The sequence below is a fragment of the Pantoea sp. V106_11 genome (assembly GCF_029967885.1).
GTDB classification, from domain to species: domain Bacteria; phylum Pseudomonadota; class Gammaproteobacteria; order Enterobacterales; family Enterobacteriaceae; genus Pantoea; species Pantoea ananatis.
The window spans coordinates 13,686-33,592 of sequence record NZ_JASCAK010000023.1 but is presented as its reverse complement, the minus strand read 5'-3'; the positions used below and the strand labels follow the sequence as shown (position 1 = coordinate 33,592).

Annotated in this window: 16 protein-coding genes and 1 pseudogene; 8 read left to right on the top strand and 9 right to left on the bottom strand. The window is 51.3% G+C overall.

The features are described 5' to 3' along the window. Positions 1–46: 46 nt before the first annotated feature. Positions 47–244 (top strand): annotated as a pseudogene (locus QLG08_RS06175) (VasL domain-containing protein); the annotation flags it as partial. Between the two features lie 327 nt (positions 245–571). On the opposite strand, the gene QLG08_RS06170 reads toward QLG08_RS06175, so the two are convergent. Then, complete coding sequence (locus QLG08_RS06170; RefSeq protein WP_014333244.1) at positions 572–745, bottom strand: GhoT/OrtT family toxin; 174 nt, start codon at positions 743–745, stop codon at positions 572–574. Between the two features lie 368 nt (positions 746–1,113). Between QLG08_RS06170 and QLG08_RS06165 the strand changes: the two genes are divergently transcribed. After that, positions 1,114–1,650, top strand: a complete 537-nt coding sequence (locus QLG08_RS06165) for a YbhB/YbcL family Raf kinase inhibitor-like protein (RefSeq protein WP_013027961.1) — start codon at positions 1,114–1,116, stop codon at positions 1,648–1,650. Between the two features lie 60 nt (positions 1,651–1,710). On the opposite strand, the gene proP is transcribed toward QLG08_RS06165, so the two are convergent. Both proP and QLG08_RS06155 read right to left on the bottom strand, forming a co-directional pair. Continuing rightward, a complete protein-coding gene (gene proP, locus QLG08_RS06160; protein ID WP_013027960.1) occupies positions 1,711–3,186 on the bottom strand; it encodes a glycine betaine/L-proline transporter ProP in 1,476 nt (491 codons plus the stop codon). 362 nt (positions 3,187–3,548) lie between these two features. Beyond that, complete coding sequence (locus tag QLG08_RS06155) at positions 3,549–4,751, bottom strand: MFS transporter (RefSeq protein WP_014598266.1); 1,203 nt, start codon at positions 4,749–4,751, stop codon at positions 3,549–3,551. A gap of 325 nt (positions 4,752–5,076) precedes the next feature. On the opposite strand from QLG08_RS06155, the gene QLG08_RS06150 reads away from it, so the two are divergent. Next, positions 5,077–5,586 (top strand): alpha/beta hydrolase, encoded by a 510-nt coding sequence (locus tag QLG08_RS06150; protein ID WP_282472841.1) that lies wholly within the window; start codon positions 5,077–5,079, stop codon positions 5,584–5,586. 21 nt (positions 5,587–5,607) lie between these two features. After that, positions 5,608–5,787, top strand: coding sequence for a hypothetical protein (locus QLG08_RS06145; protein ID WP_019105900.1), 180 nt, complete (start codon positions 5,608–5,610; stop codon positions 5,785–5,787). Positions 5,788–5,792: 5 nt separating this feature from the next. Here QLG08_RS06145 and QLG08_RS06140 read toward each other — a convergent pair whose 3' ends face one another. Together QLG08_RS06140 and QLG08_RS06135 are read right to left on the bottom strand one after the other, a co-directional pair. Then, positions 5,793–6,578, bottom strand: coding sequence for a CDP-diacylglycerol diphosphatase (locus tag QLG08_RS06140; RefSeq protein WP_272847700.1), 786 nt, complete (start codon positions 6,576–6,578; stop codon positions 5,793–5,795). A 296-nt stretch (positions 6,579–6,874) separates the two neighbouring features. After that, positions 6,875–7,777, bottom strand: a complete 903-nt coding sequence (locus tag QLG08_RS06135; protein WP_013027955.1) for a LysR family transcriptional regulator — start codon at positions 7,775–7,777, stop codon at positions 6,875–6,877. Positions 7,778–7,876: 99 nt separating this feature from the next. Here QLG08_RS06135 and QLG08_RS06130 point away from each other — a divergent pair, with 99 nt between their 5' ends. After that, entirely contained in the window at positions 7,877–8,941 is a 1,065-nt protein-coding gene (locus tag QLG08_RS06130) for an SDR family oxidoreductase (protein ID WP_282472840.1), read from the top strand. A gap of 87 nt (positions 8,942–9,028) precedes the next feature. Continuing rightward, positions 9,029–9,682, top strand: coding sequence for an SDR family oxidoreductase (locus QLG08_RS06125; RefSeq protein WP_014598271.1), 654 nt, complete (start codon positions 9,029–9,031; stop codon positions 9,680–9,682). Positions 9,683–9,735: 53 nt separating this feature from the next. Here the strand turns inward: QLG08_RS06125 and fumA are convergent, their stop codons facing one another. Together fumA and QLG08_RS06115 are read right to left on the bottom strand one after the other, a co-directional pair. After that, a complete protein-coding gene (gene fumA / locus QLG08_RS06120; protein ID WP_014598272.1) occupies positions 9,736–11,382 on the bottom strand; it encodes a class I fumarate hydratase FumA in 1,647 nt (548 codons plus the stop codon). 156 nt (positions 11,383–11,538) lie between these two features. Next, complete coding sequence (locus tag QLG08_RS06115) at positions 11,539–13,047, bottom strand: DASS family sodium-coupled anion symporter (RefSeq protein WP_013027951.1); 1,509 nt, start codon at positions 13,045–13,047, stop codon at positions 11,539–11,541. A gap of 590 nt (positions 13,048–13,637) precedes the next feature. On the opposite strand from QLG08_RS06115, the gene QLG08_RS06110 reads away from it, so the two are divergent. Together QLG08_RS06110 and QLG08_RS06105 are read left to right on the top strand one after the other, a co-directional pair. After that, positions 13,638–16,415, top strand: coding sequence for a flavocytochrome c (locus QLG08_RS06110; protein WP_014333233.1), 2,778 nt, complete (start codon positions 13,638–13,640; stop codon positions 16,413–16,415). A 66-nt stretch (positions 16,416–16,481) separates the two neighbouring features. Then, entirely contained in the window at positions 16,482–17,450 is a 969-nt protein-coding gene (locus QLG08_RS06105) for an FAD:protein FMN transferase (protein WP_110286873.1), read from the top strand. Here the strand turns inward: QLG08_RS06105 and dcuR are convergent. Together dcuR and QLG08_RS06095 are read right to left on the bottom strand one after the other, a co-directional pair. Then, a complete protein-coding gene (gene dcuR, locus QLG08_RS06100; RefSeq protein WP_013027948.1) occupies positions 17,444–18,163 on the bottom strand; it encodes a two-component system response regulator DcuR in 720 nt (239 codons plus the stop codon). The genes QLG08_RS06105 and dcuR overlap by 7 nt on opposite strands. Beyond that, positions 18,160–19,800, bottom strand: a complete 1,641-nt coding sequence (locus QLG08_RS06095) for a sensor histidine kinase (protein ID WP_029571380.1) — start codon at positions 19,798–19,800, stop codon at positions 18,160–18,162. The genes dcuR and QLG08_RS06095 overlap by 4 nt, the downstream gene beginning before the upstream one ends. Positions 19,801–19,907 lie beyond the last annotated feature (107 nt).

Here is a 19,907-nt window from a genome sequence, read left to right as displayed (position 1 = left end):
GCCGGGAATCTGGCCTGAGGTCGGACGGCAATCATTCTTGAAACGGGTCAGCGAGCTGAAATCAGTGGTTTTTTCCACTATGCAGTCCTTTAACCAATCCATACCGGTTGAAGAGCAACTGCGGGCATTGTCACAACATCCTGCGGGCGAACCTTTACCTGCCGCTGCCCGGTCTCAACTGGAAATGCACCTGAAGCAACTGACGGCCCGTTATGCTGAAATAACACACCTGGGTTCACAATAAAGGTGGGGTAAAAACTTCAATAAATTCAGTCTTTTAACCTACGATTTTCCCTTTCGGTAGCGGGCGATCGCGCGCTGCTTAAAGCAGGTATCTTGCGACGTCAGCAAGTCAGTGAGTGCGGTGCATGACAAAAGGCGTCTATCGGAACGGCACGCTGTGGCGATGATTGCAGCCATCGCTTGCAAGAAAAAGCGGGTTTTGCAGAACAGTAGAGGGCAGCTGTTGCGCCAAGGGAAGGTTATGCAAAATTGTCTGGTGAAGGTGTCTGATTGAAGTGCGAAGACCGCGCAGCAGGCAGCGATGTATCTGACCTACAGGAGAGAAATTTCAAAATAGCGCGAACATTAATGCTACCGGAAAACTCATAGGCCATGTTGCACCAACCAGAAAAGCACTCAACAGTTTGATGCTGAGCTTGTCTTTGGCGATAAAGAAGGTGATGAGTGCCGCTACCGAGGCAACAATGCCATAGAAGACCAGCATGTGTTGATAAAGTGTCATTTTTGCCTCAATACCTGTTTAAATGTTTGATGCAGATCATGCGGATTTTTGTGATTCAGATCAAGTATCAGGCCTTTTGTGTAAATAAAAAAAAGGCGTCAGACCGGTTTGCTACCGGCAATCTGGCGCTAAATACTGGCGATTTCACCCTGAAAGATGACAGTAAAATAAGCCTTATTCCCCTTCACAGGCCGATCCTTAAGGCCTGTCGCCCCTGGCGAACTGCCGTTTTTATTTCTCTTCTCCTCTCTTCTGTGGGCTCCTGTCTCACTTCTCTGTCGGGTTTTGAGACATATACTGTTTCACTGTGGATTGGATGAATTTCACTCTCGTCCCAGGATAACCTCTCGATAACACAGGAGTATTAGGTGAAAAAATTTCCTTATCTGTTGTTAATCTTTTTATGTCCTGCTGCATTGGCTTTAACCCTGCAGTCGAAAGACTTCAGCGATAATGGCTTGTTAGATAAAAAATTTGCCGGTGCGAATAAAAGTAATGCGGCCTGTACCGGCGAAAACGTATCACCCGAACTTAACTGGTCAGAGAGTCCGGCCGGTACCAAAAGCTTTGCCTTACTGATGACCGATCCCGTGGGGGCTAAAGGTCTCGGGGTGAGTCATATGGTGGCTTACAACATTGCTTCTGAACGCAGTGCTTTTGCTCAGGGTGAACTGACAACGGGGAAAGGTTACACGGGTGGGAAAAACTCACCGGGCACCGCCCATTACTACGGCCCCTGTCCGCCTGTCGGTTCAGGCATTCACCACTATAACTTCGTGCTGATTGCCACGGATCTTGCACCCTCTGCGCTTGAACCGGGTTTGACTCATGACGAGCTGTTGAAGAAACTCAAAGGACATGCCCTGGGTGCGGCCAGCACGGTGGCCCGGTTTGGTAATGACTAGACTGAATGTACACATAAAAAAACACCCTGCGGACAGGGTGTTTTGGATGAAAACGGCGGGTTATTTCGCGTCAGCTGGCGCGGGTCGATCGGATTCAGCCTTTCTGTCCATTTTATTAATCAGGCTTTGGGCTTCGGCTTCGCTTGCGACAGCAGGAGAAGAGCCGGTTAAGGGCTTACGGGCCGTTTCACGTACCGTCAGAATCGTCAGTAATCCCACCACCCCTGCAACCATCATGTAGTACGCCGGCATCATGGTATTTTGCGTGGTATCAACCAGCCATGCGGTAAGTAAAGGCGTGGTGCCGCCAAACAGTGAAACCGAAAGATTGAAGCCGATCGCCAGTGCACTGTAACGAATATCAGTGGCAAAAAGCGCGGGTAGCGTTGAGGGCATGGTGCCACTGAAGCAGGTGTGCAGAATACCCAGTATGAGCAGGCCGGCAAAGACTGCCCACATATTATGTGAACCGATCAACATAAAGCTGGGGATAGCGAGCAGGATCAGGCCCACTGCACCGAAGCCAATCACCGGGCGACGACCAATTCGATCGGTCCAGCGGCCCCACATCAGCGTTAACGGCATCATGACAAACATCACGATCATTACCAGCAGCAGCCCGCTGAGCTCAGGTAAACCCAGTACGCCGGTAAGATAGCTGGGCATATACGAGGTCAGCATGTAGTTGGAAACGTTAAACAATAAGACCAGCCCGATACACTTCATCATGGGCACGCGGTGCTTACTTAACATCTTGAAGAGCGTCAGGCGCGGTTTACTCTGCTCCAGCTCCTCCTGCTTCTGCATATGTTGTTTAAAAGCCGGTGTTTCCTCGAGTTTCAAACGCACATACAGGCCGAACAAGCCAAGGGGCGCGGCAATAAAGAAGGGCACGCGCCAGCCCCAGGACATCATGGCTTCTGATGAGATAAAGCTCGTCATTACGGTCACCAGACAGGCACCCAGCAGGTAGCCGCCTAATGTACCGAACTCCAGGAAGCTTCCCATAAAACCACGACGTTTATCTGTCGAATACTCTGCGATGAAGGTTGCTGCACCGCCATATTCGCCACCGGTAGAGAATCCCTGAACGAGTCGGGCCACCAGCAGCAGGATGGGTGCCATGATGCCGATTGAGGCATAGGATGGAATGATGCCGATGCAAAATGTGCCTATCGACATCATGATCATGGTGATGGCCAGCACTTTCTGACGTCCGATTCGGTCACCCAGCGGACCGAATACCAGACCGCCCAGTGGGCGGACTAAAAACGCCGCTGCAAAGGTACCAAAGGTCGCGATCAACTGAATTGCCGTATTGGCATCGGGGAAAAAGACCTTACCAATGATAACAGCCAGGTAGCTGTAGACGCCAAAGTCAAACCACTCCATGGCATTACCTAATGCGGCGGCACCGACAGCGCGTTTTAACATGTCATTATCGATAACGGTTATGTCATCAACCGTGAGTTTTTTTTGCTTTTTATTCCAGAAATGTTTTTTAGGCCTGGGTGACGATGAACGGTTTGTATCCATATTTTCCTCAAACTACTTAAATGAAGACGACCTATAGCTTTCGCAGCCAGTCAGCGAGGTTAACGGAAATAAAGGAAGAGAAAGCTATAAGAGGCCAGTGACATTAATGATAGAGCGTTCTTAACCGCAGCGAGAAAACATAGTACATGAATGTAATTTTTTGCAAGTAATCAGGAAAAAAGAGTGATTAATAAGTGAGATAGGCATAAATCATTTTTTACCTTTGTTTACATTCTGGCACATTTGATGGTGCCTGAGTCCCTTTTAAACGGCATTCAGGATGGCGGATTCGCCTATTGCATGCGGTATTCAGGGGTAAACCAGAATCCGCCAGCGTGAGATTGCTGGCAGATTACCCTTAATTATGCCGGTTCAGCCGCCGGCGTTCGTCCGGTGCTCCACCACAGCAGTAAGGCCACCAGGGCGATACAACCCAATGCGCTAAAGGCAATACTGTAGGAATAGCGAGCCACAATCAGCCCCGTCATCGCTGGGCTCATGGAGGCACCTACGCCTTGCATTAGCATCACCACACTCTGACCCGCATTAACGTGCCCGCTTCCGCGCAGCAGGGAGACAATGTAGCCCGGCACGGCAACGCCCAGTATTCCTGCCGCAATGCCATCAAGCACCTGGACTGGAATAACGAATAGCGTCTCTGGAAATTCTGCCGCAATAAGCGCCCGAAGCGGCATCATTAACAGGGCCGTCATGATCAAATAGCGATAGCCAATTTTATCCACACGGCGTGAAACGTAAATCGCGACAGGGATCATCACCAGCTGAGAAATAACAACCGTTGCCGCAGCATACAAACCGGGATCGACCGCATCTGGCCCGGTTGATGAGGCAACGCGCATACTCAGCATGGGCAACAGTGCGGCGTTGGCCAGATGAAACAGCAGTAAAGTCAGACCGGTTACCAGCAGTGCGGGTTTGCGCGCCAGGATCCACAGGCTCAGAGTCGGCTTTTGAGACTGATTGTCTTCTAATCCGCGCGCAACCTCATGATTGATATCCTCTCCACGTATCGCCAACGTCGCGATGGCGGCAAAGACGGCCATTATCATCATTAAAATGAAAACGGCGCCGAGCCCCCATTTCCAGGCTGCGAATCCTGCCAGTACAGCCGCCAGGGTGTTTCCGGCATGGTTGTAAGCCTCGTTCCGCCCCATCTGGTGGTTGAACCCTTTTTGCCCCGTCAGGCCCAGCGTTATCCCTGCTACGGTCGGGCCAATAAAAGCGGCAGCAATACCGGCAACGATCTGTGAAATGATCGCCGTCCAGGACTGGTTGCTGTACCAGAGTAATAAGGTCGCAACGGTAATCACGATGCATCCTGTCAGGATGACAAGACGTTTATAGCGCGTTGCATCCGCCACCACGCCTGCGGGCAACGTTGAGAGGAGCCCAGCAATGCCGCCTGACGTCATGACCAGGCCTATTTCATCCGGGCTCCAGTGGCGTTCTGTCAGAAAAATGCCTAAAAATGGTCCCAGACCGTCTCTGACGTCGGCCAGAAAAAAACTCATCAGACACAGTGCCTGAAGTGACCGTTGTGACATGTGATTTTCCCTGTAGCAATAGTAAGGTTTGGGTGACCAACACATTTCAATAAGTAACGCAATGAATCATGGCAGCAAAAATACCAAGTAACATAACGTTAAAGTTACAAAATGAAAAAATTCACTTTTTATGTAATCTGGTCTAGCGGCGGTGAGGTCTGAAGGCCGTTCTGTGGTGAGAGGTATCCATGCAGGGCCACACTGTTGTCCACATTCCCTGGCGGCGTCGACAACTGTCCCGTTTAAGGCGTTCCAGAATCAAAATTTTCTGCTGTGAGCCCGGTTAGACTCAGAGGACGTGAGAGGCTGAAGAAGGCGAAGCGCTATGTTAAACACACGAAGCCATGTGCAGGGCATTCCTTGCGTTCACTGGGGTAATCGGGCAGGCGGTAAGCTTATCCTTGCCGTACATGGCTATTTTTCCCATAAAGAAGATCAGTGCATTGAGATTCTGGCATCTGAGGCTGTGAAAGCGGGATATAGCATACTGAGTTTCGATCTTCCTGCTCATGGTGAAAGGCGTCATGTAGAGTCTGAATACCATGTAGCACAAGCCGTTGATGACATTAAAATCATGCTTGCTTATGCTCAGAAACGATTCAGTGCAACGGCACTATTTGCCTGCAGCATTGGTGCCAGTTTTAGCATGATTGCAGCTCAGAAAATAAAAATAAGTCAGGCATTATTTCTTTCGCCTGTTATCGATCTCGACAGTCTCATCAGAAAAATGATGGTCAAGGCTGATGTTGATGAAACCCGGCTCAATCGCGAGAAGGCCATCATTGCTTCTGACGGCACGGTTTTTCGAGCCGATTATCTTGCGTATCTCCAATAGCACCGGGTTTCGGGAGAAAACTTGTCCCTGAATATTATGGTTGGAAGCCAGGACCAGATTGCCGATTTCAGTGCGGTTGTCACCTTTGCACACCGCCACAAAGCGGTACTGACGACGGTGCAAGGAGCCGAACACTATTTTCATCATCCTCGGGAACATCAGGCGTTGAGGGCGTGGGTTCAGCGCATTTTACATAAGTGAGTTAATTATCTAAAACGTAAGGGTTTTGCGGATCCCGAACCCAGAATGTCACATCGCTTATCCAGTAAAGACTCAACGGAGGCGCGATTGCCTTTATCCCAGCCGCGACGGGTTGCCAGCAGGATGAACCCTTTTTCACCCGAGAACGTTGTCGGCACTAACGCGACGCCATATTCAGCCAGCATAGGCGGCGTCAGGCGAAAGTAGTGAGCAACGGATGCGATAGGGTAAATGCCCATCGCTGTAGGTTGAAGGACACGGCGAGCGTAATAAGTATGCGTTAAGAGCTTATCGGGCAGGGGATGCCACGCATCTTGAATATAGGGACGTTCAGCCTTTAACTGCCTGTAAACATCTTCTCGCAGGCAGGTGAGGTGGATATGTAGCTGATTCTGACTGCGGCCCCAGGCCGAGTTGATTGCCATGCCCAGCATGTCCTCCTGCACAGGTCTGCCGTATTGAGACATCAACTGATAACGCATCAGCCAGGCGTAGCCGAAATAATCTGGACGGCCAGGCATGAATAGCCACGGGCTTTCAATACCGGATACCGGAATCGTGGGAACCAGAATGAAATGATAGGGATAACGAGGATTTTGAATAATGCCAAAACCCTGCCGTTTGCCCTCTGGGATATAGATTTGCTGACAGGGTGACGGGTGGCCAGTGTAGTGATAGTTCACCATGCAAACGTTGTCTGTCACCGCCCATAATGCATCTGAGCGTGCGCAACCCGCCAGCGTAAGTGCCATTATGGTCAGTATCATCAGGCGAAAGAGCAGACTTAGCATAAACGCAGCCGTTCACTGTCAGGTACCGGCAACGTTTCACAACCTTTGATTTTTTTAACGCTCACCGCCCTTGCTGCCATATCGCCTTTGTCCCTACGCCTGAGCGGATTGGAATGCCTCTACGTTAGCGCCACTCCGTTATAAACACCATTGGGTTGACCAGAAAGTACTGAAATATTATGACCTAACCTGCCCATCCGATTCTGGCAGCACAGGCATAAACGTTATAATGACGTTATATTATCCGCCATATTCCATTACTCACCCTGTGAAAAAGCGATTAAATTCTCTCGCAATCAACGAATGGTTAACTGCGTTAGCGTGGTTAATAAAACATCCACTTTAGGCAGAAGCTGCTTACGCCGGGGCCAAATCACACTGAGTGGCAGCCCCTCGGGTTGCTGCTGCGGCAGTAAGATTTCCAGTTCACCACTGTCAACGGCGTTCTGTACCAGCCACGAGGGCATTTGTGCAACGCCTAATCCGGCAATTACTGCCTGTAGTTGTGCATCCACATCAGCCAGCGCCATGCGAAAGGGAACGTCCCGCCAGTACGAATGACCGTCTTTACCACTAAATAACCAGGGTTTTGGCGTGTTATCGGCCCGTTCATACAGAATGGCCCGATGCTGCATGAGTGCCTGTTCATTTTGCGGCCGTCCTTCGCGTTCCAGCCATGCTGGCGAGGCACAAAACACCATGCGTTCACGACCAATATGACGGCAGCCCATTGATGCGGGTAAATCATCTGAGCCGCCAATTCTGACCGCAACGTCGATGCCTTCATCAAACAGATCGATGAAGCGATCTGAAAAACTCATTCTCAATTCAAGCTCGGGATGCTGCTGACAAAACGGAATCAGCAACGGCATCACGTTCAGCCGGCCATAAGTATGCGGCACGGCCAGTCTCAGACGGCCGGAAGGAATAATCCGTTGCGCAGCCAGGACGGCTTCTGCTTCGGCCAGCTCTTCCATGATGCGTAAGCAGGTTTGGTAATACGCGCTGCCCGCATCCGTCAGTTGCAGTTTTCGCGTTGTGCGTTCGAGTAGGCGCGAGCCCAGTCGCATCTCCAGTCGGCTAACGCTTTTACTGATGGCAGAACCCGTGACATGTAAACGGGCAGCCGCAGCGGTAAAACTCCCGCTTTCTACACTGGCCACAAAAGGAACAATGTCTTTAAGACGCTGATCGTGCATGATTGATGAACTCAGGTTGATAATGATGTGAATTATTACCCAAAATAGGAATGAAATTCTCTATTACGCTTAGCATTACGCAAAAAGAGGAGAATTAACATGCAAAAGCAGGCTTTGATTGTTGGAATCAGTGGTGTGATTGGTCGAGCGTTAGCAGAAAGGCTAAATAACGAAGGCTGGCAGGTCAGCGGGTTGTCACGGGGCCGCAGCGCGGTACCTGAGGGCTGCAGCAACCTCACCGCAGATTTAACCGATCCTGAAGCGGTAAAAACGGCATTGAAAGCGGTCAAACCTGATGCAGTGTTCTTCAGCGTCTGGACGCGCCAGGACAGTGAAAAAGAGAATATCCGCGTCAATGGCGGCATGATCCGCAACGTTATTGAAGCGCTTGGCGAACGCCTCCAGGGCGCACATGTGGCGCTGGTGACGGGCCTTAAGCACTATCTGGGGCCATTTGAAGCTTACGGCAAAGGCGCTGTGCCGGTCACGCCTTTCCGCGAAGAGCAGGGTCGTCAGCCTGTAGACAACTTCTATTATGCCCAGGAGGATGAAGTCTTCGCTGGCGCCGAAAAATATGGCTATCGCTGGAGCGTCCACCGTCCGCATACCATCATTGGCTATGCGCTCGGAAATGCCATGAACATGGGGCAGACTCTGGCCGTTTACGCCACCTTATGTAAAGAAAAAGGCTGGCCGTTTATCTTCCCGGGTTCACCCGAGCAATGGAATGGCGTGGTGGATATGACCGACGCCGGTCTTCTGGCTGAGCAACTTGAGTGGGCGGCGACCAGCCCGGCCGCGGCAAATCAGGACTTCAACGCGGTAAACGGTGACGTTTTCCGCTGGAACTGGATGTGGCCAAAACTGGCGGCATATTTTGGTCTCGAGGCTGCCGCTTATCCGGCGAAAATGATGCCGCTTGATGGGCGCATGCAGGAGGCGGCCAGCGTATGGCAGGCGCTTGCTCAGCGTGAAAACCTGCGTGAACAGGATATCACGCGTCTGGCCTCATGGTGGCACACCGACGCGGATCTGGGGCGACCCATGGAAGCCTTCACCGACATGAGTAAAAGTCGCAAGGCGGGCTTTACTGGCTACCGGAGCACTTTGGATTCCTTCACTCAGCTTTTCAATAAGCTGAAGCATGAGAAAATCATTCCTTAATCATGTCCTGGAACGCCCCGACGGGCGCTCATTACCGCTGCGCTTATTGTCTATACTGATATCTGACTTTTTCAAAGGAGCAGGACGATGACGACATGTTTTATTATTGGCGCGGCGGGCAACGTTGGCTCTCATCTGACGAAACAGCTCAGCGCTAAGCAACATGCGGTTTCTGCACTGCATCGTAAATCTGAGCAGGCCGAAGCACTTAAATCCGCCGGAGCGGTTCCCGTGGCGGGGGATCTCCAGAAGCTGACCGTGGATCAACTGGCGCAGAAAATGGCCGGCCACGATGTGGTGATTTTTAGCGCTGGGGCGGGAGGCGCGGGTATTGAGCTGACCAACGCCATTGACGGCGAGGGGTCATCCCTGGCGGTTGCCGCAGCCGAAAAGGCCGGTGTGAAGCGGTTTTTGCTGGTTTCAGTCTTCCCGGATGCCGCACGTGGCGAAGAGACATCTGAAGGTTTCGAAAATTACATGCGCGTGAAGCGGCTGGCTGATGTTCGCCTGGTCGAAAGCCAACTCGACTGGGTAATTCTTCGTCCCGGTACGCTAACCAATGTGGCGGGCCGCGGCACCGTACGTGCAGATTTTGCGATTCCTTACGGGTCGGTCCCGCGTGAGGATGTGGCCGCCACGCTGGTGGCTCTGGTCGAAACACCGCAAATTTCGCGCAAAATTATTGAGCTGACCGAAGGCGACGAAAGCATAAGCGACGCCATGTTCCGTCTGCAACGATGATAAAAAAACGGCCCCTGTAACGGGGCCGTTTTTTCATGTTTTCCGCCGCGTGTTTATTTCACACAGCGCGAGCAGTGCTCACGTTCGATATGCTGGAAGAAGTCATTTCCTTTGTCATCCACCAGGATAAAGGCCGGGAAATTTTCGACCTCTATTTTCCAGATAGCTTCCATCCCCAGTTCGGCATACTCCACGCACTCCAGACTCTTGATGCTCTGCTGCGCCAGAACGGCAGCCGGACCACCAATGCTGCCTAAGTAAAAACCGCCGTGCTTGTGGCAGGCATCGGTGACCTGCTGGCTACGGTTACCTTTTGCCAGCATGACTTTGCTGCCGCCATTCGCCTGCAGAAGATCGACATACGAATCCATGCGGCCTGCCGTCGTCGGGCCCAGTGAGCCAGATGCGTAACCCTCCGGTGTTTTGGCCGGACCCGCATAATAGACAGGGTGATCTTTAATGTACTGCGGCAAGCCTTCGCCGTTATCAATGCGTTCTTTTAGTTTGGCATGGGCAATGTCACGCGCAACGATGATGGTCCCGGTCAGGGACAAACGTGTCGAAACCGGGTATTCCGAAAGCTGGGCAAGGATGTCATTCATCGGGCGATTCAGGTCGATGTGGACCACTTCGCCTTCACCTTGCTTGCGGAGTGCCTCAGGGATATAACGCCCAGGATTGGCTTCCAGTTTTTCAATCCAGATACCCTCGCGGTTGATTTTAGCTTTGATATTGCGGTCAGCGGAGCACGAAACCCCCATGCCAACCGGACAGGATGCGCCGTGGCGAGGCAAACGCACTACGCGGATATCATGTGCAAAATATTTGCCGCCGAACTGTGCTCCCAGCCCAAGCTGCTGCGCCGCTTCCAGTAACTCCTGCTCAAGCTGAACATCACGGAACGCCTGGCCATGCTCGTTACCTTCTGTAGGTAAACCATCATAGTAGTGAGTCGATGCCAGCTTGACGGTTTTCAGCGTACTTTCGGCAGAGGTGCCGCCAATGACAAAGGCGATATGGTAGGGTGGACAAGCCGCAGTACCCAGCGTACGCATTTTATCGACCAGATAATTTTTCAGCTTGCCGGGGCTGAGCAGTGCTTTGGTTTCCTGATACAAATAGGTTTTATTGGCGGAACCGCCGCCTTTGGCGATGCAAAGGAATTTGTATTCATCACCGTCCACGCTGTAGAGGTCAATCTGCGCCGGAAGATTGGTGCCGGTGTTCACTTCTTTATACATATCCAGCGCGGCATTTTGGGAGTAACGCAGGTTATCTTCAATATAGGTATTGTAGATACCTTGCGACAGCGCGGCTTCGTCACCGCCACCGGTCCACACTCGCTGGCCTTTTTTGCCCATGATGATGGCGGTGCCGGTGTCCTGGCAGGTTGGCAAGACACCTTTAGCGGCGATCTCGGAGTTTCGTAAGAACTGCAGTGCGACGTATTTATCGTTATCGCTGGCTTCAGGGTCAGCCAGAATTGACGCAACCTGCTGCTGGTGGGCCGGGCGCAACATAAAAGACGCATCATGAAAGGCCTGCTGGGCCAGCAGCGTCAATGCCTGTGGGTCCACTTTTAATATGGACTGGCCGTCAAACTCAGCCACGGAAACGTGGTCGGGGCTAAGCAAATAGTATTCGGTGTCCTCGTGGGCAAGAGGAAAGGGGTTCTGATAAAAAAAAGGTTTGTTCGACATAGTATCTCACTTAATGACGTGCTGGCTCCGTTAACGCAGGCTGACAGGAGCAACATCAAAGGCGAATGAGTTGTTTATTATGCTTGCCAGCCATAAGCACAGGCTGGCAAGTGTTGGCATGTTATCGTATGACGCGTCGAAATGCATTTGACACAATCAGAACATCCACACCATCCAGGGGTAGGCGATGAGCATCATAGCAATCAGGAAGATAGCACCAAAGATGGTGCCCAGACGCCAGTAATCTTTCGTAGGTAAATAGCCGCTGCCGTAATAAATAGGGCTTGGGCCGGTACCGTAAGGGGTGATAATCCCCATCACACCCAGTGAAGTACACAGCATCAGGCAAAACACGGGCATGTTAATACCTGGAATGGAAGCGGCAATGGTTAACATCGCAGGCAGCAAGGCGGTCGTATGCGCGGTGGTACTGGCAAACAGGTAGTGCAGCAGGAAGAAGGCAATCAACAGCACCACAGCCGACACTTGAGGATCGTATCCCTGCAGTAACATTCCCCCTTCTTTGCCCAGCCAGGCGATAAAGCCTACGCGGGCTAAACCATCGGCCAGCGCAACCAGTGTGGCAAACCAGGCAAAGGTGTTCCAGGCGGCTTTATTGCTAGTGATGTCGTTCCAGTTAAGTACCCCAGTCCACAGCATCAGGATAATCACCAGCAGAGCGGCCATGGCCGGTTCGATCCAGGCAGTGGCAAAAATCCACATCAGTAGCGCACAGACAACAAACACCAGTAACAGGATTTCATTACGGGTCAACTTACCCAGTTTTTCCAGCTCAGCAATCGCCCAGCGAGGCACTTCATCATTCACCTTCACTTCAGGCGGATAGAACCAGTACGCCAGCAGCGGCATGGTCAGAATCAACAGCAGGCCCAGTGGCAAAAAGGCAAGGAACCACATTCCCCAGGAGATATCAAAACCAATGACGCTTTTGACCAGCGCAAGGGCGAGCAGGTTGGGGGCCAGGGCGGACAGGAACATGGAGCTGGTGATACAGGCGGCGGTGATAGCAACCCACATCAGATAAGATCCAATTTTACGCGCGCTGGGGTCATTGGGTTTTGAACCATAAAGCGGCGGCAGATTGGCAATGATGGGGTAAATGGTACCGCCACTGCGGGCCGTGTTCGACGGGGTGAAAGGGGCCAGCAGCAAATCCGCGAAGGTGATGGCATAGCCGAGGGTTAAACTCCGGCGGCCCAGGTATTTCACCAGAATCAATGCCAGACGGCGGCCGAACTGGGTCTTGTCATAGCCCGCAGCGAACATGAATGCGCCAAAAATCAGCCAGACGGTTGAGTTACCGAAGCCGCTGACCGCCCATTTAAATGACTCACTTGCCACTTTAAATTTGGGGTTGGCCAGTTCTGCCGGGCTAAAGAGCAGGAACTGGCTGAACAAGGCGATGACGACGACGCCGGTCAGACCAATCACTGCGCCGGGCAAGGGTTCAAAAATCAGCCCGACGATGACGCCGACGAAGATGGCAAAGAAGTGCCATGCATAAGGTTCAAGACCCGCTGGCACGGGGACGAGTAACAACAGGACGGCGACCAAAACCGGCAAAAGAAGCATAAGTGCTTTATTTTTGCCCGCAGCTGCAGGGGCTGCTTTTGGAGGCTCTTTGACGTTTGAGAGTGTTTTCATAGTATTTTTCTACGTGTTAAGGATAATTCGAGCAGCGTCCCGGCAATTCGTCCATAGGGACTTCTTTATTCTAAATTATGAGAATAAACCGTGATGCCTTATAATTTTTTAACTTGTCCTCTGGTGCGATGGAGGCATTTATAAAAGATCATGTGGATATGATGCGATTAATTAAAAACAGAATATTGATCCAGATCAAGTAAGTTAAAATATACGATTAAATTTTTAACAACTAAATTATTAATAACCAAAAGTTAAATATTTAAACTGCAATAATAAGGGTTTTAAGCCTTGATATGGCAAGGGTAAGCAACAAAACTACGTGTTTAAGTTTTTGTTTTTATTATATTATTTTTAATTTTATAATTCTCATTGATTTTCTTTAACTATTGATTAACAATAAATATACATCACGATCCTGCTTTAATCAAATAGTAAGCATGAAATATTTAAAAGTTAAAAAACTAAAATTATAACTTATGAAACTAAAATAATTGGTATATTAGCGTTATGACATCGGACCACTTATTTATTAATAAAAAAGCGTCCGCACAGAATTCCCGAGTTTTGAATTTTTGGAGTTAATCGCAATGAATACACTCACCCCCATTCTCAATCCCATTACGTTGCCGCGTGGCGCGGTTTTAAAAAATCGCCTGATCATGGCACCCATGACAACCTGCACCGGTTTTTATGACGGAACGGTCACCAGTGAACTGGTTGAATATTATCGTGCCCGTGCTGGCAGCATCGGAACGGTCATTGTTGAATGCTGTTTTATCGATCCAAAAGGTCCCGCGTTTCCAGGGGCTATAGCCATCGACAGCGACAACAAAATTCCGGGCCTAAAGCGAATTGCTGACGCCATCAAGCAGGAAGGTTCGACAGCGATTTTGCAGATCTATCACGGCGGCCGCATGGTTGAGCCTGAGCTGATAGGGGGAAAAACCCCTGTCGCCCCAAGCGCCATTGCCGCACCTCGTGAGGGTGCCACGACGCCGCGCGCGCTAACGGCAGAAGAAGTGGATACCATGATCACTAAATTTGGTGACGCCGTTAACCGCGCCATTAAAGCCGGATTTGATGGCGTTGAAATTCATGGCGCAAACACCTATCTGATACAGCAATTTTACTCACCCAATTCCAATCAACGCGATGACAAATGGGGCGGCAGTCGCGATAACCGTGCCCGCTTTCCGCTGGAAGTCCTCGAAATTACCCATAAAATGGCCGCGCGATTTGCACATAACGGGTTCATCATCGGCTATCGTTTTTCCCCTGAAGAACTTGAAGTCCCGGGCATCCGTTTCGATGACACCCTGTACCTACTGGAAAAGCTGGCGGCACGCGGGCTCGATTATGTCCACTTTTCTGTTGGGCAGCTTATGCGCCCCTCTATCGTTGATACCACCGATCCAACCCCGCTGATTGAGAAGTTTATTAACATGCGGTCCCCAACGCTGGCGAAAGTGCCGGTCATTGGCGTTGGCGGTGTGGTAAACAAAGAAGATGCGGAAAAAGCGCTGGAAAAAGGCTATGACCTGGTTGCGATTGGTAAAGCCTGCATCGCTTATCCCGACTGGACAGATCGCATTATCAATAATGAGCATCTTGAACTTTACATCGACAGTAACCAGCGTGAAGCGTTATTGATCCCTGAACCGCTGTGGCGTTTCTCGCTGGTTGACGCCATGATTCGCGATATGAGTGAGTCGGGACGCAAATACAAAGCCGGTGTTTATCAGGAAAAAGTTGAGGCTGAAGCGCTTAAGCTGAAGATCAACGTCACGCTGGATACCGACCGTATTACAGATATCTCGCTGGTACCGGACGACACGCTGGACGTTGACTTCACTACCACCTTCGAAAGCCTGCGTAATCGTATTCTGGTGGCTAACAGCCCACACGTTGATGCTATCACCGGCGCGACCACGCAGAGTGAGGCCCTGAAAAAAGCAGTATCGCGTGCAATGACCACTTCAAATAAAGCCCATGTGATTGAAGAGGGCGGTAATCCCAATGCACCGCAACAGTATGATGTGGTGGTCGTGGGAAGCGGCGGTGCCGGTCTGGCCGCGGCCATTCAGGCGCATGATGAAGGTGCCAAAGTGGTTGTCATTGAGAAAATGCCCACTATCGGCGGTAACACGATCAAAGCATCCGTAGGGATGAACGCCGCCGAGACGCGTTTTCAGAAACTGAAAGGTATCGAAGACAGCAAAGAACTGTTTTATGAGGAAACGCTCAAGGGCGGTAAGTACAAAAACAACCCGACCCTGCTGCGCGAGTTCGTTGATTTGGCGCCTGAAGCCATTGACTGGCTGGCCGATCACGGTATCGAACTGAATGACATCACCATCACCGGCGGCATGAGCATTGATCGTACGCACCGTCCTGCCGACCGCTCGGCCGTTGGCGGCTTCCTGATCAGTGGGTTAGTGAAAAATATCAATAACCGTAATATTGACGTCCTGCTTGAAACCGCCGTAGAGGAAATTTTGTTCGACAACGGCGCGGTCAGCGGTGTCAAAGTGGTGGATGAATACAACGACAGCCGTATTCTCAATGCGAAAAGCGTCATCGTCGCAACAGGTGGCTTCAGCGCCAACCGGGAAATGGTGGTGAAATACCGCCCTGAGCTGGATGGCTTTGTCACCACCAACCATAAAGGGGCCACTGGCGCAGGCATTGCGATGCTGCAAAAAATTGGTGCAGATACCGTGGATATGGGCGAGATTCAGATTCACCCAACGGTTGAGCAAACCACATCCTATCTGGTGTCAGAGTCTATTCGTGGCGGTGGGGCCATTCTGGTCAGCCAGGCGGGACAGCGCTTCTGTAATGAGATGGAAACCCGCGATAAAGTTTCTGCGCAGATTATTGCACTGCCGGAGAAAAGCGCCTGGATTGTCTTCGATGAGCAGGTTCGTATGAATAACAAAGCGGCCGATGAGTATATTGCCAAAGGATTTGTCATCAGCGCGCCAACCGTAGGCGAGCTGGCGGTGAAACTGAATATGGAACACCGGACGCTGGAAGAAACGCTGCATCGCTATAACGGCTTTGTGATACAGCAGAAAGACGCGGACTTCGATCGTCAGACCGCGCTGCGTCATCCGTTGAACGAGGGCCCTTTCCATGCGATCCGCATCGCGCCCGGTGTTCACCACACAATGGGTGGCGTCACCATTGATACCACCACAGCCGTGCTCGACAGCCATAAACAGCCAATCCACGGTGCCTGGGCGTGCGGTGAAGTTGTCGGCGGGATCCACGGTGCAAACCGTATCGGTGGTAACGCGGTTGCGGACATCATCATCTTTGGTATTCTGGCAGGTGCCAACGCTGCGGCGTTAGCCAAACGCTAGTCGTCACCGCCGGCATCTGCCCGCATGCAGGTGCCGGTTTTATTCCCTCCCAGAGCGGTGTCGCTTATGCAAACCGAGTCGCAAGTCTTTGCTTATTCCGCCGTCCTGATGGGATCGCCCATTCTGCTTAAGCTATTCGAGCACGACGAAAAGCTTGCGGCACAGGCTTTCAGATTAATCAAACAGTACGAAAATCTGCTGACGGTTAACCGGACGCACTCCGAAGTGATGGCGATTAACCATGCTGCCGGTCAGCATCCCGTGAGCGTCAGTCAACCCGTCTTTGATTTAATTCAGCGCGCACTTAACGTCAGTCTGTTACCAGACAGCAGTTTTAATCTCACGATTGGCCCGCTGGTGAAATGCTGGAAAATTGGCTTTCAGGGTGACTGCGTTCCTGCGCGGGAGACAATACTGGCAACGTTGCCCTTAACCTGTCCTGAAAATGTCCAGCTTGATGCGGACACGCGTTCGGTGTTTCTGAACAAAACGGGGATGGAAATTGATCTGGGTGCCATCGCCAAAGGCTACATAGCCGATCGGGTGCAGGCTTTTTTGCAGCAGCAGGGCGTCGATAGCGCGTTGATTAACCTTGGCGGCAACGTGCAAACGTTAGGCGCACCTCGTGATGCGCCGCAGCAGGGATGGGCAATCGGTCTGAAAACCCCTTTTGCGGCCCAGGATGCCCTGATTGGGGTCATTCATGTTGTGAACAAATCCGTGGTGACGTCCGGGATCTACGAACGTTACTTCGAACAGGATGGCGTCTGTTATCACCATATTCTTGACAGACATACCGGCTATCCGCTGGATAATGAGCTGTATAGCGTGACCATTATTTCCGATCAGTCGATCGACGGTGATATTTATACCACGCTGATTTATGGCATGGGCGTTGAGAAGGGCATTGCGTATCTGAAAAGCCATCCTGATATTGAGGCTGTCTTCGTGACGCGCGACAAGCAGGTCATTTGCTCGTCACAACGTCACTTTCACTTCACCTTACTGGATAACCGCTTTCAGCTCCGTCATTGACAGTACTGGCGTAAAAGCGTGTGGTACTCCGGCTGCAGACGATAGCGATACACCGGACGTCCCGTGACGCCGTAGTGAATACTGGTAAACAAAATATTGCTCTGCGCCAGCCAAATCAGGTATTTACGGCACGATACGCGAGAAATATTCACCTCAGTGGCCAGCTCATCGGTAGAAAACTCGGTACCGGGGTGCGCATCAATCCACAAACACAGCGTACGTAATGTCTGCGGCGTCAGCCCTTTTGGCAGGCGTTTTGTCTCGCTGGCATTGGCCTGATTACCATGCAGCAGTTGATCCACATCGGCCTGCTGATAAAACTGATGATTATCCATCAGCCGTTTTTTCTGACGCCATCCGGTCAGCGCCTCTTCAAAGCGGGAAAACTGAAAGGGTTTTATCAGATAATCCACAACGCCGTAGTTCAGCGACGTTTTAATGGTCGCCGCATCGGCAGCGGATGAGATGATAATGACGTCAACCGGACGCCCCGCACTGCGCAGCTCTGGCAACAGGTCCAGTCCGTTTTCCTGCTGCATATAGATATCCAGCAAAATAAGATCAACGGGCGGATCTGTCTGCAACAGGCGCTCTTTGGCTTGCTGTAAGGTGGACGCGGTACCACAGCAGGTAAAACCGTCAATCTGCCCGATATAGCATCGGTTCAGTTCGGCCACCATGGCATCATCGTCTACGACTAACACATTGATCATTCGCTAATATTCCCTCTTTCCCACGGAAGCTGAACCAGAAACTGAGTATAAACGCCCGGTTCTGATTCCACGCTGACGTTACCGCCCAGACTTTCCGTTTGTTGCTTGAGTAAAAACAGTCCAACGCCACGATCTTCACCTTTGGTAGAGACGCCGCGTTCGAAAATGGCGGCGAGCTGATCGGCAGGAATACCGGGGCCATCGTCACTGACCTCGCACGACAGCCAGCCGTTTTGATAATGCAGCATGACATGGATTTCCCCTTCCATTTCCGGCTCAAGCGCTTCCAGCGCGTTTTCAATCAGATTGCCCAGTACCGTGATAAGTGCTGCGATTTGCTGTTCACTGCCGTTGTCGGGCAGATAGCTGGCTTCGCTCAGGATCAGTTGGTGGCCTTCATCTGTTACGCGGTTAATTTTGCTCAACAGGAAGCCTGCAATAACAGGCGACTTAATCTTCTGTAGCAGCGAACCTATTTCCGTTTGATAGTTATTGGCCGTTTTAAGGATGTACTCTTCCATCTGCGCATAGTTTTTCATGTGCAGCAGACCAAGAATCACATGCAGCTTGTTCATGAATTCATGGGATCGCTCCCGCAGTGCATCGACATAGTTTACCATGCCGTCGAGACGCTGCATTAGCTGGCTGATTTCTGTTTTATCCCTGAATGTGCTCACTGCCCCAATAATACTGTCACGACTGCGCACCGGCACGGTGTTACTGATCAGTATTTTGCCGCGTACGTTCAGCTCTTCGTCATAAGAGGCTTTGCCTTCGTGCAATGCATCGCGTAAATGCGTCAGCATCTGTGCATTTTCCGGCACGCGGTCACCGCTCAGAAACGCTTCGCGGGTGGTTTCTTTTAACAGCTGCTGCGCAGCCTGATTAATCAGGCTGACGCGGGATTGATCGTCAACCGCAATCACACCTTCTTTAATCGAATCGAGAATAGCCTGACGCTCTTCAAACAAGCTGGAAATCTCATACGGCTCTAATCCCAGTAAGATGTGCTTTAAGCGTTTCACTAAGATTAATATGCCGAGCATGCCAACCAGCCCGCCAAACAGCACGGTCCAGAGAATATTCCAGCGGCTTTTCGCAATTTGCGCCGCGACGTCATTCACCGAGATCCCAATTGCCACCACGCCAATTTGCTGATGCGCCTGATTGAAAACGGGCGTAAATACCCTGAGCGCCTCAACCAGTACGCCATGATTCACCGCGACATTCTCCCTGCCGCGTAACGCCGGTTCAATATCGTTCCCGACAAAGTGCTGATTAACCACTTCAGGGTTCGGGTGAGAGAAGCGAATACCGCGCATGTCGGTGACGACGACAAACAGCAAATCGTTACGTTTTCGCGTTGCCTGCGCGATCGGCTGAATGATGGTGCTTCCGTCTGGCCGCGTCAGGGCCTGCTGAATCTCCGGGCTGTCGGCCAGAGTGCGCGCCACCGCCATCGCTTTATCTTTCAAATGCGAACGGGTGAAGTTATCGATCTGGATGTAATAAAGCAGATGGACGCTTAATATTACGGTCATCAGCACGGCCGCCATCATCAATGACGACAGGGTGCTGAGCTTCATTGGGCGCTTCTTTAACGATCGTTGTGGCCGGTAGTCATTCATAGTCAGCATCAGATGTGTTGAGGTACGCGTTGCAACATACGCGAAGTCGTCGCACCAGTACAGTTTGCGCCTGAAATCCAGTAAATTAAGCAGGTTAGCGTGCTTTTAACCGTGGA